This window comes from Psychrobacter cibarius, assembly GCA_030686115.1.
GTDB lineage: Bacteria > Pseudomonadota > Gammaproteobacteria > Pseudomonadales > Moraxellaceae > Psychrobacter > Psychrobacter cibarius_C.
In genome coordinates, this window is sequence record CP131612.1 from 76960 (window position 1) to 100337 (window position 23378).

Sequence of the window (23378 nt, forward strand, 5' to 3'; positions counted from 1 at the left end):
ATTATCCTGACATAAAAAAAGATTTTTCAGGTAACTTACCATTTTTCTTATAACTTTTCATGACGGCTACCATTGCTCTTTGATAGTGTGCCTCAGGAGCATAACCATCAATAGGCTTAATCAACCGACACGACATATCAAAGGTAAATGGCTCCATTCTATCCTTGTATAGTACAAAAATTCCATTAGAGACACATGACCCATTAAAAAACTCATATGTTATCTCATTACCATCTTCTTTAATGTTTTTGACTTCAACGTACATAGCATAACTCTTTGTTTATCAATATTACTATGATAAAAACCCTAACCTCGCGGATGATGCTCCGCATGCAATTTCTGCAATCTCGCCGTCGCCACATGGGTATAGATTTGCGTGGTTGATAAATCACTGTGCCCAAGTAATAACTGCACGCTACGCAAATCTGCGCCATGATTCAGCAAATGCGTGGCAAAAGCGTGACGCAGTGTATGCGGTGATAGCTCTTTATCGATACTGGCGACTTTGGCGTGTTTCTTTAACAAATACCAAAAGTTCTGCCGTGTCATATAGCCACCTTGCGCCGTCAAAAATACCGCTTGGCAATTTCCTGATTTTAAATGGGCAATCAAATCACCACGAGCATGCGTTAGATAATCTTCTAGCGCATCGCTGGCATATTCGCCTAATGGCACCAGTCGAGTTTTATTGCCTTTCCCCGTGATTTGTAGCCAGCCAGCGTTTAGATTCACTTGCTCTAATGAGAGATTAATCAATTCGCTCACCCGCAGACCGCAGGCGTATAGCACCTCTAACATGGCTTTATCACGCAGTCCGAGCGCGGTGCTGGTATCAGGCGCGGCAAGTAGATTGTCGACATCTGCTTCTGCTAAGTCTTTGGGTAATGGGCGACCTAGCTTTGGGCTTTTGATACGCTCGCAAGGATTGTCTTCACGCAGATTACTGGCAATCATCCACAGATAAAACTGACGCAAGCTTGAGAGCATACGTGCTTGGGTACGTGGGGTTTTGTCTTCTTGAGTCAGGGTTGATAAGCAGTGCAGCACATCATCAGGCTGCCAGCGTGTCAGGGCAATAGGATTGGTCAGCTCGCAAGAGCGCAGGTCGCGGACATACGCATTACGAGTACGCGTCGCTAGACCACGTGCCAGCATGGCTTGACGAAACTCAGTCATATAACTGGGTTCGTCATCTACTGCCAGCGCCTTAGGTTGGCGCTGTTGCACGGCACGATCACGGCTCATAACTCAGTACTCGATGGTTGAATGTTAGATAAGCGTTAAGCACCATAACGAGGTAACTTCAGCACTGCGCGCGATATGTAGCGGGTCTGTATCATCTTGACTGCGACCATGCTTAGGTTGGGTGTCCAGACGATATTTTACCGCCAATCCAGCATCGGCAAACAAGCCTAATAACTCATCACGGGTGCGCAGTTGCAGGTGCTCTGCCAAGTCCGACATTATCAACCAAAGCTCGCCGTGCTCAGCTAAGTGCTGTTTGGCACCTTGTAGAACGCCACGTAGCATCGCGCTCTTGGCATCATAGACGGCATACTCAAGAGACGAGCTTGGCTTAGCAGGTAACCAAGGTGGATTACAGACAATCAGATTGGCGAGTGGTGCATCAGTCGGATATAAATCCGCTTGCTGCAATTGTACGGCAGGTAATTCTAACCGTGTAAAGTTCTCGTTGGCACAGGCCAAAGCACGTGGATTCAAGTCAGTTGCTATCACTTGTGGAACACCGCGCTGAGCTAAGATAATAGCCAGCAATCCCGTTCCGGTACCGATGTCATAGGCGACATCATGGCTTGCTGGTAGCGGTGCATCGAGCAATAGCTGTACATACTCATGACGGGTTGGTGCAAAGACGCCATAATGCGGGAAAATTGATAACCCTAAGCTGTCTATTGGGACGCCTTTTTCGCGCCATCCTGCCGCGCCGAGTGCGCCTTGCAAGTCACTAAACGACAGCACGCAAGACTCATCCACCGCTTTATCTAACGGGCCAAAAGCGGCTGTGCAGGCTGCACTGACATCGGGCGCGCGGCGTAGTTGGCTGACATAATTGGCATCAAGCTCTAGTAGCAAACGGCTTAATATGCGCGAACGCTGCGCTTGCAGTTGGCGCTGCTGATGAAATAGATTAGGTATTTCTTTAGAGCTGACTGAATCAGATTCTATTGTAGATTTAGCCGCTTTTTTTGCTTTACGCAGCTCAGAGCGCTCATTGGTACGATCTATGCGACGACCAAGCGCTTGTAGCAACTGGCGTGCATTATGAAAATCACCGCGCCACAGCAGTGAGCTGCCTTCGCAAGCTAAGCGGTAAGCGTCATCTGCGGTCGTTGTATCATCGACCAACACAATGCGCGCAGGTGGCATATGATTGCTTTCAGACAACCAAAGAGCATTACGTAGAGTCTCGTTTTCTTGCCATTGTACATACTGCTTTTCTGTTTGTAACACGTAATAGCCTACCTTTTGTGAAAGATACTTCGCTTAAAATACAAAGATACCTTTATATTGTTTATTGCGCTGTCATTGTTTTACTGTGATTAACGCCTTGCTGTGATCAATGCTTTGCTGCGGTAACTTGAGTGCATTTAAGCGCTTTTTTTCTTAACCAGATAACGATAAAGCGTGGCGCTGATTGGTGCATCCTCATCGCCAGCGACCATTATTTCATCGGGATCGACGTTTAGATTTATATTTTCAGCAAGCGTTTCTTGCTGCACAAGCTCATGTCCCAAATGACGACAAAAATTAGGAATGTCACGAGTGGTGGCTGGGTCGGTGGCGAGTATTTCAATCACCTCGCCAGCATCAGCGTTACGGATGGTTCGATGCAGCATCATGACAGGCTCAGGGCAAATCAGCCCTTGCGTATCTAAATGATGATTGATCGTCGTCTGCGTGGTAAAAGTGCTCATAGTAGTCATTTAAATCGATAGTATAAGGTAAAAGTTTTTTGCGTCATTTATAAGTATGCTTTACGTTTCTTCAGCGGTTTCAGTGTCTTTTTCTGCTTCTAGAAAATTAAAAAAGCGCTTAAAGCTCACTTTAAATAAAAACGCCACACCTAGCCAACAAGATAAGCCTAACCAGGCGGTATCAGCGAATAATAAGCCACCAACCAATATGATGGTCGATACGCCAATGCTCATGGCAATCATCGACGCTTGGTTTAATCGATAACGATAAATCACCAGCGCATCATAAATAGTAATAGGAATCGTAAGCGCAACCAAGGCATAAGGCAAGTTATAGAAAAGTTGATAAAGCAGTTGATTGTCATGAAAGGCTTTGATACTGGCAATGGTGCCAAAGACCATAAAGGCGAGAATAGCGGCATAAATGAGATAAATCGCTATTTGATTCGCTCGCTGTGCGCCTTTTATACGGGCGATGGCAAGCGGCGCAAAACCATGTTGCGATTTGTTTTGCAGGGAGTGGTCTGAGACAGTGGTCATAATAATCAGGTATTTATCCGTGTAGAGTGACGATATGTCAGAATTGGCAGTGTTTTAATTGAGAGTGCTTTAACAGCAGGTTTATCGCTGATTTAATCGGCTTTGATAGCGTCGATGGCGATACTGCTACTAGGGTCAGCGAAATAAGTCGACATCAGAATGCAGGCAGAGATGTCATCAATTGGGTCGCGTTCGTGCTTAATCCAACCATTATCCCATGCAATCTCACGCGCTGCCACTGAGGTTAGACGCTCATCACAAAGGCTCACGATCACTGGTAGATGCTGTTCCATGACCCTATGTGCTAGACGACGAGCGAATTTGTGCGCACGCTTAGACAGCATTGAGCTGCTGCCATCCATATTAAGTGGCAACCCAACCACCACTTTTGACACGCCCCAGACTTTAATAATACCGAGCAGATTGTCCCAATCAGGCTGACCATTATTCATCGCCAAAATATCAAAAGCACGCGCAGTCTCGGTAATGGTGTTACCTAACGCCATGCCCATCTTTTTTACCCCGTAATCGAGCGCCAAAATAAGATGAGGCTTAATAGCAGGTTCCGCCACAGTAGTGTCAGCAGTTTCGATTTTAACGCTCGTATCAGACTCTACCATCATTATGCATACTTCCTATTTCTATTGGGCATGATTCATTTAGCTTAACGGCTTTAATTTAAATGCATCTTTAGTTTAAATGGATAATTTAACAATCATAACCAATCATTAAGCATGACCGATATCGCTACTAAGGTAATCAAAGTTCACCCCAATCTTATCCGCGGCAATTTGCCAGCGTTCTTCGAATGGCGTATCAAACAATAAATTCAGATCAGCCGGGCAGACGAGCCAATCGCCATTATTTAGTTCTTGATCGAGCTGTTTTTTACCCCAGCTGGCATGACCCAAGCACAGCTGATAATGACCGACGCCTTGACCTGCGGCGATACGCTTAAGGATATCTTGACTGGTGGTAATACAGACGTTTTCTGAGATTGCAAAAGACGATGCCCATTCTGGTTGACCCGTATGCAGCACAAAGCCAACCTCTGGATACATCGGGCCACCCTCTAATGCCACATCTTCCATCACTTGCGCATCCGTCACTTCAATGTCTAAATCTTCTAGCAATTTGCCCACGCGTGCCTGCTCTAATGGACGATTGACCATCAGACCAAGTGCGCCGTGTTTATCATGACGACAGATATAAATCAGCGCCTGCTCAAACCTTGGGTCTGACAGTTCTGGTGCCGCGATTAAAAAATGATGGGTCAAATTGGCTTTAGACATAGAGACAAACGCACCCTAATATTGAAGGTAAAATAACAGAAATGACACACCACTATATGGCGATACTGAGGTAAAAATCAACCAAAGCAAATATTTAGCAGTGATGAGACACAGCGCTGCACAACTGGTTGGTGAATGACCAAGCCTTTATTTCACATCGGTCAATAAACTACGCGCATGGTCGCGGGTGACATCAGTAATGATCACACCGCCAGACATGCGTGCCAGCTCGTCGACTTGTGCGCTATCAGTCAGTATTAATAGCTCGCTTTCGGTCTGCTCGTCATGATGTTTTTGTACCAAGATATGCTGATGCGCTTGCGCCGCGACTTGTGCTTGGTGGGTAATGGCCAGTAGCTGCTGCGTCTGCCCAAGTGCGCGCAGTAGCTCACCGACCACTTGCGCAGTACCGCCACTGATACCAACATCGACTTCATCAAATACTAGCATCGGCTTAGCGGCATTATTATCGGCATTGGTTGCTTGCAGTACTTGCATCACCAGTGCCATTCGTGACAGCTCACCGCCTGAGGCAATCTTATGTAGCGGCTGCATCGGCATACCGACATTGGCGCTAAATAATAAATCAATATCATAGCAACCTTGCGCACTATATTGGCTAGCATCGGCTTTTTTGGTAAAGACAAACTCGCAGCGGGCATTGGGTAGCGCGAGCGGTTGTAGTTGCTGCATTAATTGTTTGCTGACGATCGGCGCGGCTTTCGAGCGCTCTTTATTTAACTGAGTGGCGAGTGCAAGATAGTCTTGCCAAGCTTGTTCAATTTGTGCCGCCATCGCATCACTGCTTGGCTCGTTTTCTAGCTGCTCTAATTGCGCTTCCCAGCCCTTTGCTTCATCGATTAAGTCGCTCGTTGGCAAGCTATGCTTACGTGATAAACGATGTCCTAAGCTGATAAGACTGTCTAATGTCTGCAAACGCTCAGGATCAGGCAACTGTTGCTCAGCATAATCTGACAGTAAGCCTGTTACCTCAGTAATTTGTTGCTGTGCTAAATGCAGCTGCTCGGAGGCTTGCTCAAAGGTTTGGCTGACACTCATTTGGTTATCACAAAGCTTAATCGCCTGCCCAAGCAAGGTCATAACATCTGGCTCATCCGTGTCATTGTCGAGCAGATGCAAGCCATGACTGGCCTCTATCATGAGGGCTTCGATATTAGACAGCTCTTCGTGCTCTGCTTCAACTTCTGCATAATCAACCGCCAATAACGGCGCAATATCAGCAAGTTGGCTTTGCAATAGTTGAATACGGTCTTGGCGCTGAGCCTCACGGCTCGCAATATCGTCAGCACGGCGTTTGAGCTGCTGGTAAGCTTGATAGCTACTGGCAGTTTGTATGGCTAGTGGCGTGATTTGTGCCATCTCGTCGAGCCATTGCACCACAAACTGCGGCTTGAGGAGCGCTTGCTGAGCATGTTGACTATGGATATTGACCAGCAATGCACCTAAGCTTTTGAGCTCCGCCAAACTGACAGGCGTGCCATTTAACCAAGCTTTTGAGCGTCCGGTATTGCTGAGCTGACGGCGAATCAGTACTTCAGGTTCTTCTAGTACTCTATCATTTTTGGCAAACCAATCAGCAATGACGGTATTGTTTTCTACATCAAACTGCGCATAAATATCGGCTTGCGCCGCCCCGTGTCTGACCATCGCACTGTCTGCGCGCTCACCAACACATAAAGACAGTGCATCGAGTAATAGCGATTTGCCAGCACCGGTCTCACCCGTGATGACATTGAAGCCTTCAGCCACACTCAGCTCATGCTGAGCGATCAACGCAAACTGATGTAAAGTTAATGATACTAGCATCAATGCCTCTCATGACAGACAATAGACTTCATATACATCTCAAGAAGCCATATATAAAATAGGGTAGATAAGGGAGTGAAATTATTCATTTAACCGTATTAATGAGATAACTATTATAGGCAAATAGTATGGTGTTAAACGCGATTAAATACAAACTTTCAAGCGATGTATAATAGATTTTATTGTTGGAAGATTACCATAAAACTGTCAAAAACTGGCTATGAGTCATCATCATAATATTCACAATATCAATCATTAAGATGATTAAGCCTGTCAAAATGATGGCTGTGTACTAAGCATGGTTGCGGATTAGACTTATAAAAATAGTCTAATTGTAGCGATCAGGTGCTGACTCAAAAAAGGTGAGTAAGTAAGTTTAAGATTCGCATCAAACAGCATTTTCCTAGTCGCTTTAACAAACTTTATAGATATAATGTGGTAGCATAATCTCACATAATGATAAACTCTTCTGATTAGATTAGTGCAGTGTAATACATGATAACGAGTCATAATTTTGTAAAATGATAGGCGTATAGTTGGAAGAGTATGCCACTCGGTCATTATTCTAAAGTATTTTCATAGAACCTGTAGCTAGCTTTAAGCTTTAGCGTACAGATATCTAATATAGAAGGATACAGTACGTAGTACAGAGGTGTCGGTTAACGACGCAACTCTGGCGGTACTCTAACCAATTACTTATTTTTTAGTTTCGTAATGATTATTTGATAAGGAAGCCACTATGACAGCGGCGCAATTTACTAATGTAACAGTCAATGCTCAAGCGACGGTATCTTATGATGGTCGTTGTTCAAGCCACACTATTATGTTCGAAGATGGTCGACATAAAACATTGGGCGTTATCTTGCCTTGTGATAATTTGGTTGAGCATTATCATTTTAGCACCAATACCTCCGAGCGTATCGAAATCACGGGCGGTGAGTGTGAGGTCAAAATTAATGGTGACGAAGAATTCAGCTATTACCGCGCTGGTCAATCATTCGTGGTTGAAGGCAATAGTGGTTTTAATCTGCGGACAGAAGAAATTGTTCAATATATCTGTCACTTAGAAGGGTAAGTTTGCTAAAGCTGTTATTCAGTGATTGATGACAGCAAAAAGCCTTTTACTCAAAAAAAGAAAAACCTTATCGGATTGGTAAGGTTTTTCTTTTTCTGCTGATATTATTTATATGCAGATATCCATTTATTGATACAATTACTGTCATATCTTTTTATCGCCTAGTTTTTATCATATAGCGCGATACCCACTTTATAATCAATAGGCCTATTATGGCAAAACCTACCTATTTTTATGGCATTCATGCGATTGATGCCTTACTCGAATATCGTCCTTTAGATGGGCTAAGCTTGTTTGTACAGCAAGGTCGTGAGACTGATAGCCATGTACAAGCGATTATGGCGCAAGCACGTGACAATGGTATCAGTATCCAACCCACGCAAAAAGACAAGCTCACGCAATTGTGTGGCAGTCCGCAGCACCAAGGTGTGGTGCTAAATGCGCGTCCTTTAGGATTTGCTGATGAAGGCTTGCTTGCTACCCTTGCTGGGCGTGACCAATGCTTATTACTGGTCTTGGATCAAATTACTGATGCACATAACTTTGGTGCTTGCTTGCGTACCGCAGTGGCGATGGGTGTGGATGCCGTGGTTTGTCCGAAACATCATGCGGCAAGTCTGACACCAACAGTGGCTAAAGTATCGGTCGGTGCAGCAGAGATGATGCCGATTATTAGTGTTACGAATTTGGCACGTACGCTCACGCAAATCAAAAATGCTGGGGTGTTTGTGTTTGGTACAGCGCTTAATGCAGATGCCAAACCGATTCATGCCGCTGATCTGACTGGCAAAACAGCCATTATCATGGGTTCAGAAGGTGAGGGGATGCGTCGCCTGACTATGGAGAGCTGTGATGAGCTGGTGTATATTCCGATGTCAGGAAATGAGCATGGCAACCTTCAAAGTCTAAATGTGAGTGTTGCCACTGGTATGGCGCTGTATGAAGTCAATCGACAGCGTACTTTAGCTGCTGGGCAAGCTTAAGATATTCTTGGTGTAATGGCGCTAATTGCACATACAGAGCCGCAAGATCACCTTCGTTGAGCACCACATCATCTGCATGACGATTACGCTCTTCGCGGCTCAGCTGATTCACCATGATGGCTTTGATTTTTTGTATGCTTTGTTCGTCACGCTGACTGGCACGCGCAATCTGCGTATCCTCGGTGGCATCCATTACTAAGATACGTTGGCATAAATTGGCAAGCCCTGCTTCTGCTGCTTCAATAAGTAGAGGCGCTGACAATATCACGTAAGGCGAAGTACTGGTTGCCAACTGTGCTTTTGCTGCTTCGCGTATCGCTGGATGAGTGATGGCTTCTAACTCAATCAATGCCTCAGGATGTGAAAAGACGTGCGTTCTTACTGCCACTCGATCCATTGATCCATCGCCATTCAACACCCAATCACCAAATTTTTTCTGGATTTTGTGCAGAGTGGTGCTACCTTTAGCGACGACTTCATGGGCAATCACATCCGCATCGATAATATCAATGCCTTGCTCAGCGAACCAAGCACTCGCAGCGGACTTACCACTACCGATACCACCCGTTAAGCCAACTACTAAGGTTTTACTTTTCTTTTGCGGGGTCTGGGGCTTATGAGAATAAGGTGAAGATGATTGTTTTGACATAATAATGACTTATCTGCTCGATATAATGACAGTGATGGTTATAAGCTAAGGAAGTATTTTGGTGTCTATTTTAAGATTTGGTGTCTGCTTGAAAAGGAGCGACCGAAATACTTTCTAGGACAATTTAGTAAGTATACATGCCGAGATACCAGTTGACGATATCTGAGCCATATAATAAAGCAACAATACCAGCGATAGCGATATAAGGACCAAAGGCAAACGGCTTGCTTTCACCCTGCTTCTTCATCAAAATAATCCCAACAATTGAGCCTAATAGAGAAGACAATAAAATAATCAATGGCAACATCATGGGCCCAAGCCAAGCACCTAATACTGCCAATAATTTGAAATCTCCCTGCCCCATACCATGCTTTTTAGTGAGTAGATAAAATATCTTAACCACTATCCACAATGACAAAAATCCTAGCAATAAGCCCCAAATTGACTGAGTAGGTGAGACAAACCAGCCTTGTGAATTCACTGCTAATCCTAAACCTGCTAATGGAAAGGTCAAGCGATCAGGCAGTAATTGGGTATCAAAATCAATACCGGTTAAGGCGACCAGCGTCCATACCAAAATTAGGGCTGACAAGCCAGCTGCAGTTACGCCAAACTGATAAATTACTAACATTGATAGTAGGGCTGTTGCTAGCTCAACCAGTGGATAACGCAGTCCAATCGCAGCTTTACATTCTGAGCAACGGCCACGTAGTATTAACCAGCTAATTAACGGTATGTTTTCGTACCACTTTATTTTGTGGGCGCAATGAGGGCAGCGTGAGGCTGGTCGACTCAAAGTAATCGGCTGGTCAGCCGCTACGATATTTGTTAGGGGCAGAGTGTGTTCTCGAGGCATGTCTGCTTGTTCTGACATAAACTGGCTGCACTCTTGTCGCCAGCTATAAACCATCATCAGCGGAATACGGTGAATCACCACATTTAAAAAACTGCCAACACAAAGACCTAATAGGCCAAATATGCCTAAAGCGATAGGCATATTATCTTGTAATAACTCTATAAATTGCATGAACAAGCTGTCCTTTAGTTAGCTTTTAGCCTACTACTGCGCCCATCTGGAAAATCGGTAAATACATGGCAATCACCAAGCCACCGATCAATACGCCTAAGACTGCCATAATCAAAGGTTCCATCAAGCTGGTCAATCCATCAACAGCGTTATCTACTTCATTTTCATAGTAGACGGCAACTTTGTCTAACATCTCTTCCAAACTACCGGATTCTTCACCAATGCCAACCATTTGAATGGCTAAGCTTGGGAAAAGGTTGGTCGAGCGTATTGAAAACTGTAATTGTTGACCAGTAGAAACATCATTTTTGATTTGCTGAGTGGCATTATAAAATACAACATTATTAGTGGCACCAGCTGTAGAGTCGAGGGCATCAATAAGTGGCACGCCCGCAGCAAAGGTCGTCGATAGTGTACGAGCAAAACGAGCAATAATAGCTTGATAGGCAATATTGCCAAATATTGGTGCTTTTAAAACCGCACGGTCTAAGAAGTCACGGAATTTCTTAGAGCGTTTTTTCGTCTCTGAAAAGCCAATGATAGTACCGCCGATAATGATGATTAAAATAAACCACCACGCCTGCATCCACTCAGACATATTGACAACCATTTGGGTAAAAGCAGGCAGCTCTGCACCAAAAGATTCAAATAAACCAGAAAATACAGGTACTACTTTAATCAGCAGGATGATAGTCACAATAATAGCAACAACGATAACCGCGATAGGGTACTTCATTGCTTTCTTAATTTTGGCTTTAAGCAACTCACTTTTTTCTTTATAGGTAGCAACGCGTTCAAGCATGGTTTCCAGTGCACCTGACTGCTCACCAGAATCGATGAGTGAACAAAACAGATCGTCAAAATAACGCGGGTGCTTGCGTAATGCTGAAGCAAAAGTCCCACCCGCTTCAATGTCCGATTTTATTTGTAATACCAAGTCTTTCATACTGGGATTGTCAAGTGAGTCAGCAACAATCTCAAAGGATTGGGTCAATGGCACGCCCGCTTTCATCATGGTCGCCATTTGCCGAGAAAAAATAGCAATATCAATAGGTTTGATGGATTTCTTGAAAGTGTAAAGCGGCTTCGGTTTTTTCTTGATACCTTTGACGCTGATACCTTGTTTGCGTAAAGTGGCTTTTGCTAACTCTAAACTACGGCTAGTGGTCTCCCCTTTTACTTTTTGTCCGCGTCGATTCACCCCATCATAGACAAAGTCTAACAGCATGTCGGTCTTCGCTTTTGCCATGTTACTACCCTCAAAATATTGTCTAATATAGATATTGCAAAGATGTACAACGATGCCTGACTCATTACATAAAAAAGGCATACTTTATTTTAACGTAAAAAACCAGTATAACTCTGTTTTATATTTAAGTATATCTGGTAGAGATTATTGCTGATTTATAAAAGTCCGTACAATTAACGCCCATCATATAAGTCCTCATATAAATAATGGCATTATTCATATAAGAGTGATTCTGAACTTTCGACTATACTTTTCACCATCGCACTGACAAAGACTGCTTTTTAGATAGCTAAAGATTAAAAAGTAGTTGGTTAGTCGCTTTGAACGTTCCCTTTCAGCAATCAGCAGTGCTTTTTTCTGTGCGTATTTGACCTGTAAAAAAGCAAACATACTTACTCGGAAGTAACGCGCATCATTTCTTGAATACTGGTTACGCCTTGTAAGACTTTTAAAATGCCAGAGCGACGCAGGTCTCGGAAGCCATTTTTGAGTGCAGCGTCTTTGATATCTATCGCGTTACCATCTTCCATAATGATACGTGAGATATCAGGGCTGACTTTCATGACTTCGTAGATACCGACTCGTCCTTTATAACCTTCACGGCATTCATTACAGCCTACTGGCTCGTGAATGATATTGTCTGGATTGTCCAAATCAGCGTCTGTAAAGCCGAGCTCAAGCAGACTTTGCTTAGGGATATTAATAGGTTTTTTGCAGTTTTTACACAAACGTCGTGCTAAGCGCTGGGCGATAACCAAGTTCACTGAAGTCGCGATATTAAAGGAGGCCACACCCATGTTCCGCAGCCGCGTCAGTGTTTCAGGTGCTGAGTTGGTATGTAGGGTTGAGAGCACCATATGCCCTGTTTGCGCTGCTTTAATTGCAATTTCAGCAGTCTCAAGGTCACGAATCTCACCAACCATGACGATATCAGGATCTTGGCGTAAAAAAGATTTGAGGGCATTTGCGAAAGTTAGACCCACTTTTGGATTGACGTTGACTTGATTGATCCCCTCCAGGTTAATCTCCACCGGATCTTCAGCAGTGGATATGTTGGTCGCGCCAGTATTTAAAATATTAATACCAGTATAAAGCGACACGGTCTTACCAGAACCAGTTGGTCCCGTGATAAGCAACATACCTTGTGGTTTATGCAGTGCCTCTAAAAACATATCTTTCTGATCAGGTTCATAGCCGAGCGCTTCAATACCCAACATCGCTGAAGAAGGATCCAAAATACGAAGTACAAGTTTTTCGCCAAATAGGGTAGGCAGACAGCTTACTCGAAAGTCGATGGCTTTATCTTTAGATATCTTGAGCTTGATACGTCCATCTTGTGGCACACGGCGCTCTGAAATATCCATCTGCGACATTACTTTTAAGCGGGCTGCAATTTTCCCAGCCAGTTGTACAGGTGGATTGGCCATTTTTTGCATCACCCCATCGACACGAAAGCGAACGCGATAGGTTTTTTCATAGGGCTCAAAGTGCAAGTCAGAGGCACCCATACGAATGGCATCAACCAGCATTTTATTAACAAATTTTACAACGGGTGCTTCCTCGACACCATCACTAAGCTTGGTCTCGCCTTCCTCTTCTTCACCTTCATCAAAGCCAACATTTAAATCGCTATCAGAGAAGCTATCAAAATTTTGCATGGCATCAGCGTAAAGACTCTCAATACGCTTTTTTAACTTGTCTTCTTCGACGACAATAGTTTCAATAGACAGCCGTGAATTAAAAGCAATAGCGTCAATTGCATCCACACGAGTTGGATCACTTAATGCGACGAATAAACGCTGTCCTCGTTTAAATAATGGCAACGCATTAAATTTACGAATGATTTTTTCATCTACTAAGTCTTTTGGAATGACATCAACATGTAAAGAATCAAGATCGAAAAGAGGATCACCAAAAGCTTGTGACAACATCTGTGCAAGATGATAAGCATCTGCCAATTTATTATCGACTAGGTAGGGCACTAGTCCTACTTGTTGCTGTTGCGATTCGGTCTGCGCGATTTTCATATTCGCTTCGCTGACGATACCTTCGCTGATTAGCTGGTGCGCTAAACCACCATACTTGCTCGTGGTGATAGACATTACGACTTCTCCTTAATACCCAATATGCTATATATTTGTCTGAAATCCATATACTTCTGAGAGCCACTTACTATTATAATTTTTAACAGAGACCTGCTATAAGTCATTGTTAGCCTTTAGGCTATCATTAATAACAGTCAATGCAGAGATGCTCTTACAAGAGATCTAGCAGAGAAAGCGTTTTAATAGTGTAGGTCATCAGTAGCTTGGTCGTTAGATTGGTGATAATGTTCTGTTATATATAGACACAATACTATAAAACATTACTTTAGTTTAAAGATTTTATATGGACGATTGAGTGCTTGACCCAAAAAATCATAGCTTGAGACAATGTCTAGAGCGTATCCTCAATTTAATAGACTATCCTCTAAATAAGTTGAAAATGGTTGAATTTTGCCAAACATCGTCAAATAGCTTATCAATATCTCGATAATATTTGCGCTACTTTCCTTGTTTAACAGTAATTTATCTCATTTTTATCATAATTTTTTAGAGTGAGGACACGCCTTAGTAAATATTCGCACTGACTGTCTGTTTTTCTGCTGGTGGCAGCATACTATAGCACTTGAGAATTATTTGTTATACTGGCGCGCATATTAGCCAAATTGGCAAGAATAGATGAAACAAGGTAGATGAGTATGCAAGCTTGGGTAATTGGTAATTGGAAACAAAATCCAGCAACGAGTCACGACGTCGATTTATTGTTGAATAATTTGTTGACTACGATTGATGCTAAAGAGCAAGCCGACACAGAACGGTCAAGTAGTCGCTGTCAGTTGATGGTGGCACCAAGCTGTATTCATCTGGCAGCTGTCAGTGCGCGTTTAGCTGGTAGTTCGATATTGAGTGCAGCGCAAGACGTCAGTGCGCATAGTGCCAGTGTTGGCGCTTATACGGGTGATTGCTCAGCACAGCAAATAGCAGACGCTGGGGCAACTTGGACGATACTGGGTCATTCTGAGCGTCGCCAGTATCATAGCGAGTCTCACGATACGTTATTGCAGAAAGTGACTCACGCACTCACCCAAGGTTTGGGCGTGGTATTTTGTATTGGCGAAACTCAGGCTCAATATGATGATAAGCAAACCCTTGACGTAATTGACACTCAGTTATCAGTAATAAAAGAAGTGATTACTATCCAACCAGATCTCATGTCATCACTATCTAATCGACTGATCATTGCTTATGAGCCAGTGTGGGCGATTGGTACTGGCAAAGTCCCAACCGTGAGCGAAGTCAGTCAAACGCATCAGCATATTAAGCAAACCATCACAGGCTTTGCAGAATCACTAAAGATAATGAGTGTGCTATATGGTGGTAGTGTCAATGCGGACAATGCCGATAGCTTCGCTGCAGATCCTATGATTGATGGGGCATTGGTTGGCGGCGCATCATTAAAGGTAGAGAGTTTTTTGGCAATTGCCAATGCCTTTAGTCGAGCTAAAGACTAGTCAATAAAGATAAAACGTGCATTTCATGGCGGTCTCGATTATAAAATGTCTTTATCAGTTGGCAAAAGTAGGTTTAACAGTGCCCTTGCAATCGTGTACAATGCGCCTTATTTATATAATCGATTTGGCAGCATTACCCGTCAATTGCTATTCCTATTAACCGTAAGATTTATTTTCCGTTATCAGTCGTCATTACGCGGCAAAAGAGGCCACCATGTTTACGTTTATATTAGCCCTGCATATTATCGTGGCGATTGCCATGATCGGCTTGATTTTGATACAGCATGGTAAAGGGGCAGACGCTGGAGCTTCTTTTGGCGCTGGCTCGTCAGGTACGGTCTTTGGTGCGGCAGGAACAGCGAACTTTTTAACGCGTGCGACAGCAGTATTAACAGTGATATTTTTTATCACCAGTATGACGCTAGCCGTTCATGCGCGCAAACAGGCTGAAGATCAGTTCCGTTTAGATGCACCTGTGTCAGCACCACAAACGCCGCGTCCATTGACACAGAATCCTCAATAACTGTACTTTAAAGACACTTGCCTTTACTAGCTGTCTTTAGTCATTGCCTTTTAATTGAGGCAGCTCTTGCTATTTTAAGGCGTTAGATTTACAATGCTTTTCTGTTTTAGCAGTCTGATTCTATCGATGCCTACCTTAAGCATCTATTATGATAGATTAGATAGTAATAGTAGAGCAGTGAAAAATGCGATTGTGGTGGAATGGTAGACACGCCATCTTGAGGGGGTGGTGGCGCAAGCTGTGGGGGTTCAAGTCCCCCCAATCGCACCAAGTTTTTAAAGTTGTAACGTATTAAGTACGGCGTTAGTAATATAGGTAAGAAATTTAGTTTAATTTATTTAAAATAAAGATTGACACTTATATAAAACCCCCATATAATACGCACCATAGATTGATGCGGGGTGGAGCAGTCTGGTAGCTCGTCGGGCTCATAACCCGAAGGTCGTTGGTTCAAATCCAGCCCCCGCTACCACTTTTTATACTGATGTTTTGTACACTAAATTTGTCAGTAACGATTAGCCCACCATTATGTTTGTGGGTTTTTTTGTATCTGACGGTCAGTGGTATCGCGGTATCTATCCTACTTATGCTAAGCTCTAGTTCTATAGAGTGCGATATTATTCGTTATTGGTTGTCACCTGCCGCTATCGGCGCGCTGCTTCTTAAGCACACTATCCTTTATTCCTCACTCCTTTATCGATAGTACTGCTTTGTGAATAATAAAAGCATTGTCTGGCTGAGCTTGATGTTTTTTGTGCTCATCCCTATATAAGCGCATATCATATAAAATAATATGTTTGTGATTTAAGATAATATAATGACTGTGTCTCTTACTAATAAATAAATTTCATGAGTGAGCGACAATTACGCGGTTTACTAAGTACGATAGATACGTGAATAGGAAAAGATAAATAGATTATGAAGCTTTCAACCAAAGTTACAGAACTGACCAATATTATTGCTCCTGCCGTCGCGGCTTGCGATGTGGCATTATGGGGTATCGAGTTTGCACCGCAAGGCAATCGCTCTTTATTACGCATTTATATTGAAGCATTGCCAGAAGAGCAGGCCCAAAATAAACAAGTAACCATTGAAAACTGTGCAGCAGTGAACCATCAAGTGAGCGGTATTCTTGAGGTTCATGATCCGATTGCTGGTGAGTTTATCTTAGAAGTTTCTTCACCAGGTTTCGACCGTGCATTCTTTTCCGATGAGCAGATGCATGCCTATGTTGGTCAAACCGTCAGCTTGCGTTTAATACAAGCGATTGGTGAAGGTGATCAAAAACGTCGCAAAGCGACAGGTACTTTAGATAGTATCGATGCAAATGTCTTAAATCTGACATCAAGCGATGGTCAGCAGTTTGAGATTGCACTGAGTAATATTGATAAAGCCAATTTGATTTATGAAGATGCCTAAGCTTTTGTACAGCTTGGTTTGATTTGACAACTTGAAGTAACAAATCATTCATCAATATTTTAATATCCAAACAGCTTATATAGCTTACGGTGAAAATATAATAGTAATACACAAATTATAAAATTTAAGTCAATTAAAAATGATAGGACAGGTATAGCATGAGTCGTGAAATCTTAACGGTAGTAGAAACTGTCAGTAATGAAAAGGGCTTAAATCCTGAAGATATCTTTGAAGCGATAGAAGATGCTTTGGTGGTATCGACTAAGAAAAAAGTATACACCGAACAGCCAGAAGTGGCAGTACGGGTTGCTATCGACCGTACAACGGGCGATTACGATACTTATCGTTACTGGACAGTGGTTGCAGATGAAGACCATGAAATGCCTGCTTGTCAGCTAGCCATCAGCGATCTTGATCCAGAAGAATGGTCAATCGGCGATGTCAAAGAAGAACAGATTGAATCGATTGAGTTTGGTCGTATTGCTGCGACTCAAGCCAAACAAGTCATCATCCAAAAGATTCGTGAAGCTGAGCGTAATTTAGTAGCAGATGCTTTTGAGCCACGTGTTGGCGAGATGATGTATGGCGAAGTCAAAAAGCAGACTCGTGATGGCTATATCATTGATCTAGGTGACAATGCCGAAGGCTATTTGTCACGTGATCAGATGCTGCCGCGTGAGCAATTACGTGCAAAATCACGTATCAATGCCATTTTGTATCATGTAAACCGTGAAAACCGCGGCGCTCAGTTGCTACTGTCTCGTACTCATCCTGAAATGCTTTCAGCATTGATGCAAAAAGAAGTGCCTGAAATTGCCGAACAAATTATTGAAATCCGCAACGTCGCGCGCTTGCCGGGTACTCGTGCTAAAATAGCTGTGAAAACCAACGATCATCGTATCGATCCAGTTGGCGCTTGTATTGGTATGCGTGGTACACGTATCCAAGCCGTCCAGCAGGAGCTTGATGGCGAACGCATTGATGTTGTGGTGTGGTCAGATGATCCAGCACAGTTCATTATCAGTGCTTTAGAGCCAGCTGACGTCAGTAGCATCATCTTGGATGAAGATACGCAGACAGCTGATATTATCTTTAGCACCAACGATCAGTTGGCGCGTGCGATCGGTTCACAAGGTCAAAACGTACGTTTGGCGTCTGAGCTAACTGGTTATAAGCTTAATATGATGCTAGAAGAAGAATATCAGCAGCGTCAACAAAACGAATCGAAAGCCTTTATCGAATTATTCTATGAACGTTTAGAAGTGGATAAAGACTTAGCACAAGCACTTGTCGATATTGGTTTTACCAGTATTGAAGAAGTGGCTTACGTACCAGTTGAAACCTTTTATGATATTGAAGGTCTAGACGATGAAGCAATTGAGATGATTCAAGAGCGTGCAAAAGAAGTGGTCATCGCTGATGAGCTGGTCAAACAACAGAACATGAAAGAGCCAAGTCAAGAGCTACAAGAGCTTGAAGGTATGACAGTCAATTGGGCCTATAAAATGGCACAAAAAGACATTATTACCGTTGATGATTTGGCAGAACAAGCAGTCTTCGATCTCGAAGATATCGAAGGTTTAGACTCTGAAACCGCAGGAAAACTCATCATGAAAGCTCGGGAATCTTGGTTCAATGAATAAGCGGTAACTGCATATCGCTGTCTTTTAGTGATATGCTATCGATAATAAAGTGCTGGTGTCAAAGCAGTACCAATACCAGCCTTACCCCAATCATTTGTAGCCAACAACTGAATTGAACATATAGCAAATAATAGACAGTAGGTGATAATAAATGGCAGATAAGACCGTCAAAGAACTGGCAGATATGGTAGGCAAAACCGCAAGTGCTGTACAACAGCAATTGGTAGATGCTGGACTGCCTGCTCGTGCAGAGGGTGACCTAGTCACTGAGCTTGAGCAAGAGAAGTTGGTGACGTATTTAAAGCAAAGTCATGGTCAGCAAGAAAAGCGTCGTATTAGTCTTAAATCTAAGACAACTAGCACTGCGCGCGTGACCGGCTCTTCAGGTAAATCTAAGAGCGTCAATGTGGAAGTGCGTAAAAAGAAAGTATTTGAAAAGCCTGATCCAGAAAAAATGGCTGAAGAGTTGGCTGCGCGTGAGCAAGCGATGATTGAGTCGCAAGAACGTGCTGCTAAAGATGCTGAAGAGCGTGCTGCTACCAAGAAAAAATCTGAAGAACGTCAAGCTGCAACCTTGGCTGCAATGCGTGCAAGCTTAGGCTCTAGCAAAAAGTCAGATGATAAAAACGACGATATCTCAACCTCAGTGGTTGTGAAAAAAGGTGGCAAAACCACTGTCGAAGTCAAACCTAAAGACCAACCGAAGAAAAAAGTTGCAGCGACGAAACCGAAAGTTGAAACGGCGGTTGAGCGTAAAGCGCGCGAAATGCGTGAGAAAGAAGAAGCTCGTTTACGTGAAATCGAAACAGAAACACGCCGTGCTCAAGCTGAAGAAGCACAGAAACGTACGCTTGAACAAATGCGTAAAATGGCTGGAAAATATACAGATCAGCCTGCTTCTGAAGTTCGTAAAGATGAGCCACTCGCTGAAGGTTTGGTTGGTGATGCCTTAGAAGAATCATTTGAAAAAGAACGTCGTGAAATCAAGCGTGGCACCAGTAGTACTAGTGCTCGTGGCCGTGGTCGTCGTAAGAATCAAGATGAGCGTGAAATCAAAAACCGTAAAAACGGTTTGCGTTCAACGCAAGCATCACAGCATAAGTTCGAAAAACCTGTTGAAAAAATTGTTTACGATGTTGAGATTAGTGAACAAATTACCGTCGCAGATCTTGCTCAACGTATGGCAGTTAAAGCGCGCGAAGTCACCAAATTGCTTATGAAAATGGGTGAGATGGCTCGTGAGTCAGATACGATTGATCAAGCGACAGCAAGTTTGCTCGTTGAAGAGATGGGTCACAATCCAGTACTAGTTAGTGATACTAAGGTTGAAGACGATCTACAAGACGCCGTTGATGAGCGTAGCAGTAACGTTCAAACTCGTCCGCCAGTAGTCACGATCATGGGTCACGTCGATCACGGTAAGACATCATTACTTGATAAAATTCGTGAAACAAAAGTGGCAACTGGTGAAGCGGGTGGTATTACTCAGCATATCGGTGCTTATCACGTTAAAACCGATCGTGGTGTGATTACCTTCCTTGATACTCCAGGTCACGCGGCCTTTAGTGCTATGCGTTCACGCGGTGCACAGGCGACTGATATTGTTGTGTTAGTTGTTGCCGCTGATGATGGTATGATGCCGCAAACAGCAGAAGCTATTGATCATGCCCGTGCTGCTGGTACGCCAATTATCGTTGCAATCAATAAAATGGATAAGCCAAGCGCTGATCCAGATCGCGTCCTTAATGAATTGACTGCTAAAGAAGTCGTCTCAGAAGAGTGGGGCGGCGATACCCCAATGGCTCGCATCTCAGCCAAAACCGGCGATGGTATTGATGAGCTGTTAGAACTTATTAGCCTACAAGCTGAACTAATGGAGCTAGAAGCACCGTTAGATGGCGCTGCTCAAGGTGTGGTCATTGAATCAAGACTTGAAAAAGGGCGCGGTCCTGTTGTTAGTGTCTTAGTTAAAAAAGGCACATTGAAGCAAGGCGACTTGGTCTTGGCAGGCGAGCATTATGGTAAAGTTCGTGCGATGACTGATGAACATGGTAAGCGTATTCAATCAGCGGGTCCTTCTATCCCTGTAGAAATTTTAGGCCTACCTGAAACGCCAGCAGCTGGCAGCGAGTTCTTAGTCTTAACTGACGAGAAAAAAGCTCGTGAAGTGGCAGAGTTTAGAAGTAACCGTGAGCGTGAGCGTCAACTTGAACGTCAGAATGCCATGCGTTTAGAAAGCATGTTTGATCAGATGGAACAAGGTGATGTGTCATTCTTGAATATCGTATTGAAAACCGATGTTCGTGGTTCGCTTGAAGCACTACTTTCTGCATTGAATGAGCTATCAACTGATGAAGTTAAAGTCAGAGTAATCAGCTCAGGCGTCGGTCCTATCTCTGAATCTGATGTGACACTTGCAGAATCTAGCGAAGCGGTATTGTTAGGTTTCAACGTTCGTGCTGATGCGACCGCGCGTCGCAAAGCAGACGCCGCTAACATGGATATCCGTTATTACAGCGTTATCTATGGTTTGATTGATGATGTCAAAGCAGCTATGAGTGGTATGCTTGCGCCAGAACATCGTGAGAAAATTCTTGGTGTTGCAGACGTTCGTGAAGTATTCCGTTCTAGTAAGTTCGGTGCTGCTGCTGGTTGTATGGTGGTTGAAGGTACAATTTATCGCAACAAACCTATCCGCGTATTGCGTGATGACCAAGTTATCTTTACCGGTCAATTGCAATCATTGCGTCGCTATAAAGAAGACGTTAATGAAGTACGTACTGGTATGGAATGTGGTATGGCTGTTCGTGGCTATGATGTCGAAGCTGGCGATAAGATCGAAGTCTTTGAAATCCAAGAGTTTGCACGTACTATCTAACGTTACAGTTCGATAGCAGGATATCTAATCATGCAATATGCTTAATCAGCTGAGCAGATTAGTATCTTCTTAATATCTAGCTGTACTTAGGCCTAACAGGTACATCCTGCTAGGCCTTTTTTACCAACTATTAGTCCTAAAATTTGTTAATAAGCCAATATATCAATCAGTGAAAATAAGCCATATTAAAGTAAGGTAACAATATGAACCAACGTCTACAACGCTTAGCCGACCAAATTCAGCGTGAGCTTGCTGTTCTCATTCGTGATGCAGTCAATGACCCTCGTTTGACTGGTTTTGTCACTATTTCTAGTGTCAAGGTTAGTCCTGACCTAGGATATGCTGATGTCTATGTCACCATCATGGAGCCTGAGCTTAATGATTCCATGAATAAGACCAATCATGAAGAGAGTATCAAAGTACTTAATAAAGCGGCGGGTTTTTTGCGCACCGAATTAAGCCACAGCCTAAAAACACGTACCACACCACGCTTGCGTTTTCATTATGACGAAGTGACTGCTCGTGGTAATTACATGATGGATTTAATCAGTAAAGCAGTTATTAAGACTGAAGAAAATGAGTCTGACGAGCAAGAAAACGAAGAGTAGAAGGGTAAAAGTCGTTATGTCTATCGCATCTACGCAAGCGGATAAAAAGTCTAGTAATCACCCTAACAAGATTAAAGTCTCGGGTGTTATTTTAGTTGATAAACCCAAAGGCATGACTTCACAGCAAGTGGTGTCAAAGGTGAAGTATCTTTTTAAGTCGCCAAATCATGAAAGTAAAAAAGCGGGGCACACAGGGACACTTGATCCAATGGCAACCGGTCTATTGCCGATTTGTATGGGTGAAGCGACGAAATTTAGTCATTATCAGCTAGATGCAGATAAATCTTATCAAGCAACTATTCTACTTGGTGGTCAAACTGATACGGGTGATGCCGATGGTCAAATCGTTGCACAAGCACCCATTCCAAAATTTGATGATGTGCTTTTAGACAAAGTCGCCCAGCAGTTTTTAGGTGCTCAGCAGCAGATACCACCGATGTATTCTGCACTAAAAAAAGATGGCAAAAAACTCTATGAGTATGCTCGTGCGGGAATTGAGGTAGAACGAGCGCCTAGAGGTATTGTAATCAAGGCCATTGATTTAAAAGCGCTTGATCATGAGAAAATTCAATTGACAGTGACCTGTACTAAAGGGACTTATGTGCGTGTACTCGGTGAAGACATCGCTAAAGCGATGGGTACATTAGGGCATTTGACTGCATTACGCCGTACGCAGGTTGGTGATTTTAAAATCAATGATGCGATTACTTTGTCAGACTTGGAAGTATTAGCGTTTGATAACAGGCAAGAGCAATTAATGCCGGTAGATGCTTGCATTAATATTGAAGCTGAGATGGTATTGACGGTTGAGCAGTGTGAGCGTATACACATGGGTCAACGTTTGAATGTATTTGAGCAACTGACAGACAGTCTGCGCGACTATATTTCAACTAGTATCAGTCATCAGTCGTCTGTGTCAGAAAACAACGATATTCAACTAGATAGTGATATGGTTAATAGTGAAGATGACCAACAACCCTTGATCCATGAGATTCCAGCTGATATTCGTTTGATAAATCAGCAAGGTCAGTTTCTTGGATTGGGTGCCGTAAGTCTCAACGGTAGATTGCAGCCTAAAAAATTAATCCAGCGTTAATGTTACGGTTCTTATATAACCCTCGTTTAAACACGATTTAGCTTACTAATAGTTTACACTAATCACATATCCTCACATTT

The 23378-nt window shown here is 43.2% G+C and carries 21 protein-coding genes and 2 tRNA genes; 11 read left to right on the top strand and 12 right to left on the bottom strand.

Annotation, left to right across the window (positions count from 1 at the left end):
* Position 1 precedes the first annotated feature (1 nt).
* The 8 genes from Q6344_00330 to recN all read right to left on the bottom strand — a co-directional run bounded on the left by Q6344_00330 (position 2) and on the right by recN (position 6595).
* Positions 2–265, bottom strand: a complete 264-nt coding sequence (locus Q6344_00330; protein WLG13842.1) for a hypothetical protein — start codon at positions 263–265, stop codon at positions 2–4.
* A gap of 41 nt (positions 266–306) precedes the next feature.
* Positions 307–1245, bottom strand: coding sequence for a site-specific tyrosine recombinase XerD (gene xerD, locus Q6344_00335; GenBank protein WLG13843.1), 939 nt, complete (start codon positions 1243–1245; stop codon positions 307–309).
* Positions 1246–1269: 24 nt separating this feature from the next.
* The gene (locus Q6344_00340; protein WLG13844.1) at positions 1270–2472 is read right to left on the bottom strand and encodes a class I SAM-dependent methyltransferase; all 1203 of its coding nucleotides are present in this window, start codon (positions 2470–2472) and stop codon (positions 1270–1272) included.
* Between the two features lie 137 nt (positions 2473–2609).
* On the bottom strand, positions 2610–2936 hold the full coding sequence (gene tusA, locus Q6344_00345; GenBank protein WLG13845.1) for a sulfurtransferase TusA: 327 nt from the start codon (positions 2934–2936) through the stop codon (positions 2610–2612).
* Positions 2937–2996: 60 nt separating this feature from the next.
* Positions 2997–3476: a hypothetical protein gene (locus Q6344_00350; GenBank protein ID WLG13846.1), complete on the bottom strand. Its 480-nt coding sequence runs from the start codon at positions 3474–3476 to the stop codon at positions 2997–2999.
* A 92-nt stretch (positions 3477–3568) separates the two neighbouring features.
* Positions 3569–4096, bottom strand: coding sequence for a Holliday junction resolvase RuvX (ruvX, locus tag Q6344_00355; protein ID WLG15231.1), 528 nt, complete (start codon positions 4094–4096; stop codon positions 3569–3571).
* A 108-nt stretch (positions 4097–4204) separates the two neighbouring features.
* Positions 4205–4768 (bottom strand): YqgE/AlgH family protein, encoded by a 564-nt coding sequence (locus Q6344_00360; GenBank protein ID WLG13847.1) that lies wholly within the window; start codon positions 4766–4768, stop codon positions 4205–4207.
* 147 nt (positions 4769–4915) lie between these two features.
* On the bottom strand, positions 4916–6595 hold the full coding sequence (gene recN, locus Q6344_00365; GenBank protein WLG13848.1) for a DNA repair protein RecN: 1680 nt from the start codon (positions 6593–6595) through the stop codon (positions 4916–4918).
* A 739-nt stretch (positions 6596–7334) separates the two neighbouring features.
* On the opposite strand from recN, the gene Q6344_00370 reads away from it, so the two are divergent.
* Together Q6344_00370 and rlmB are read left to right on the top strand one after the other, a co-directional pair.
* A complete protein-coding gene (locus Q6344_00370) occupies positions 7335–7670 on the top strand; it encodes a pyrimidine/purine nucleoside phosphorylase (GenBank protein WLG13849.1) in 336 nt (111 codons plus the stop codon).
* Between the two features lie 212 nt (positions 7671–7882).
* Positions 7883–8653 (top strand): 23S rRNA (guanosine(2251)-2'-O)-methyltransferase RlmB, encoded by a 771-nt coding sequence (gene rlmB, locus Q6344_00375; GenBank protein ID WLG13850.1) that lies wholly within the window; start codon positions 7883–7885, stop codon positions 8651–8653.
* On the opposite strand, the gene coaE is transcribed toward rlmB, so the two are convergent.
* The 4 genes from coaE to pilB form a co-directional block, all read right to left on the bottom strand.
* Positions 8616–9302 carry a dephospho-CoA kinase gene (gene coaE, locus Q6344_00380; GenBank protein ID WLG13851.1) on the bottom strand — a complete coding sequence of 229 codons (687 nt, stop codon included), beginning with the start codon at positions 9300–9302 and terminating at the stop codon, positions 8616–8618. The genes rlmB and coaE overlap by 38 nt on opposite strands.
* 124 nt (positions 9303–9426) lie before the next feature.
* Positions 9427–10329: an A24 family peptidase gene (locus Q6344_00385; protein ID WLG13852.1), complete on the bottom strand. Its 903-nt coding sequence runs from the start codon at positions 10327–10329 to the stop codon at positions 9427–9429.
* 25 nt (positions 10330–10354) lie between these two features.
* A complete protein-coding gene (locus Q6344_00390) occupies positions 10355–11578 on the bottom strand; it encodes a type II secretion system F family protein (protein WLG13853.1) in 1224 nt (407 codons plus the stop codon).
* A gap of 392 nt (positions 11579–11970) precedes the next feature.
* On the bottom strand, positions 11971–13680 hold the full coding sequence (pilB, locus tag Q6344_00395; GenBank protein ID WLG13854.1) for a type IV-A pilus assembly ATPase PilB: 1710 nt from the start codon (positions 13678–13680) through the stop codon (positions 11971–11973).
* A 638-nt stretch (positions 13681–14318) separates the two neighbouring features.
* Between pilB and tpiA the strand changes: the two genes are divergently transcribed.
* The 9 genes from tpiA to truB all read left to right on the top strand — a co-directional run bounded on the left by tpiA (position 14319) and on the right by truB (position 23298).
* A complete protein-coding gene (gene tpiA, locus Q6344_00400; GenBank protein WLG13855.1) occupies positions 14319–15131 on the top strand; it encodes a triose-phosphate isomerase in 813 nt (270 codons plus the stop codon).
* Positions 15132–15345: 214 nt separating this feature from the next.
* Entirely contained in the window at positions 15346–15654 is a 309-nt protein-coding gene (secG, locus tag Q6344_00405; protein WLG13856.1) for a preprotein translocase subunit SecG, read from the top strand.
* A gap of 186 nt (positions 15655–15840) precedes the next feature.
* Positions 15841–15924 (top strand) — tRNA-Leu (locus Q6344_00410).
* A 125-nt stretch (positions 15925–16049) separates the two neighbouring features.
* Positions 16050–16126 (top strand) — tRNA-Met (locus tag Q6344_00415).
* A gap of 446 nt (positions 16127–16572) precedes the next feature.
* Positions 16573–17073: a ribosome maturation factor RimP gene (rimP, locus tag Q6344_00420; GenBank protein WLG13857.1), complete on the top strand. Its 501-nt coding sequence runs from the start codon at positions 16573–16575 to the stop codon at positions 17071–17073.
* A 158-nt stretch (positions 17074–17231) separates the two neighbouring features.
* Positions 17232–18716: a transcription termination factor NusA gene (gene nusA, locus Q6344_00425; protein WLG13858.1), complete on the top strand. Its 1485-nt coding sequence runs from the start codon at positions 17232–17234 to the stop codon at positions 18714–18716.
* A 151-nt stretch (positions 18717–18867) separates the two neighbouring features.
* A complete protein-coding gene (gene infB, locus Q6344_00430; GenBank protein WLG13859.1) occupies positions 18868–21594 on the top strand; it encodes a translation initiation factor IF-2 in 2727 nt (908 codons plus the stop codon).
* Between the two features lie 203 nt (positions 21595–21797).
* Positions 21798–22202: a ribosome-binding factor A gene (locus Q6344_00435; protein ID WLG13860.1), complete on the top strand. Its 405-nt coding sequence runs from the start codon at positions 21798–21800 to the stop codon at positions 22200–22202.
* Between the two features lie 16 nt (positions 22203–22218).
* A complete protein-coding gene (truB, locus tag Q6344_00440; protein WLG13861.1) occupies positions 22219–23298 on the top strand; it encodes a tRNA pseudouridine(55) synthase TruB in 1080 nt (359 codons plus the stop codon).
* Positions 23299–23378 lie beyond the last annotated feature (80 nt).

Bases quoted from the DNA above. Each gene is read 5' to 3' on its own strand.
- tusA (WLG13845.1), bottom strand. From the start codon at position 2,936: ATGAGCACTTTTACCACGCAGACGACGATCAATCATCATTTAGATACG.
- Q6344_00390 (WLG13853.1), bottom strand. From the start codon at position 11,578: ATGGCAAAAGCGAAGACCGACATGCTGTTAGACTTTGTCTATGATGGG.
- secG (WLG13856.1), top strand. From the start codon at position 15,346: ATGTTTACGTTTATATTAGCCCTGCATATTATCGTGGCGATTGCCATG.
- recN (WLG13848.1), bottom strand. From the start codon at position 6,595: ATGCTAGTATCATTAACTTTACATCAGTTTGCGTTGATCGCTCAGCAT.
- tpiA (WLG13855.1), top strand. From the start codon at position 14,319: ATGCAAGCTTGGGTAATTGGTAATTGGAAACAAAATCCAGCAACGAGT.
- Q6344_00330 (WLG13842.1), bottom strand. From the start codon at position 265: ATGTACGTTGAAGTCAAAAACATTAAAGAAGATGGTAATGAGATAACA.
- nusA (WLG13858.1), top strand. From the start codon at position 17,232: ATGAGTCGTGAAATCTTAACGGTAGTAGAAACTGTCAGTAATGAAAAG.
- coaE (WLG13851.1), bottom strand. From the start codon at position 9,302: ATGTCAAAACAATCATCTTCACCTTATTCTCATAAGCCCCAGACCCCG.
- xerD (WLG13843.1), bottom strand. From the start codon at position 1,245: ATGAGCCGTGATCGTGCCGTGCAACAGCGCCAACCTAAGGCGCTGGCA.
- Q6344_00360 (WLG13847.1), bottom strand. From the start codon at position 4,768: ATGTCTAAAGCCAATTTGACCCATCATTTTTTAATCGCGGCACCAGAA.
- Q6344_00350 (WLG13846.1), bottom strand. From the start codon at position 3,476: ATGACCACTGTCTCAGACCACTCCCTGCAAAACAAATCGCAACATGGT.
- ruvX (WLG15231.1), bottom strand. From the start codon at position 4,096: ATGGTAGAGTCTGATACGAGCGTTAAAATCGAAACTGCTGACACTACT.
- infB (WLG13859.1), top strand. From the start codon at position 18,868: ATGGCAGATAAGACCGTCAAAGAACTGGCAGATATGGTAGGCAAAACC.
- rlmB (WLG13850.1), top strand. From the start codon at position 7,883: ATGGCAAAACCTACCTATTTTTATGGCATTCATGCGATTGATGCCTTA.
- Q6344_00435 (WLG13860.1), top strand. From the start codon at position 21,798: ATGAACCAACGTCTACAACGCTTAGCCGACCAAATTCAGCGTGAGCTT.
- pilB (WLG13854.1), bottom strand. From the start codon at position 13,680: ATGTCTATCACCACGAGCAAGTATGGTGGTTTAGCGCACCAGCTAATC.
- truB (WLG13861.1), top strand. From the start codon at position 22,219: ATGTCTATCGCATCTACGCAAGCGGATAAAAAGTCTAGTAATCACCCT.
- rimP (WLG13857.1), top strand. From the start codon at position 16,573: ATGAAGCTTTCAACCAAAGTTACAGAACTGACCAATATTATTGCTCCT.
- Q6344_00370 (WLG13849.1), top strand. From the start codon at position 7,335: ATGACAGCGGCGCAATTTACTAATGTAACAGTCAATGCTCAAGCGACG.
- Q6344_00385 (WLG13852.1), bottom strand. From the start codon at position 10,329: ATGCAATTTATAGAGTTATTACAAGATAATATGCCTATCGCTTTAGGC.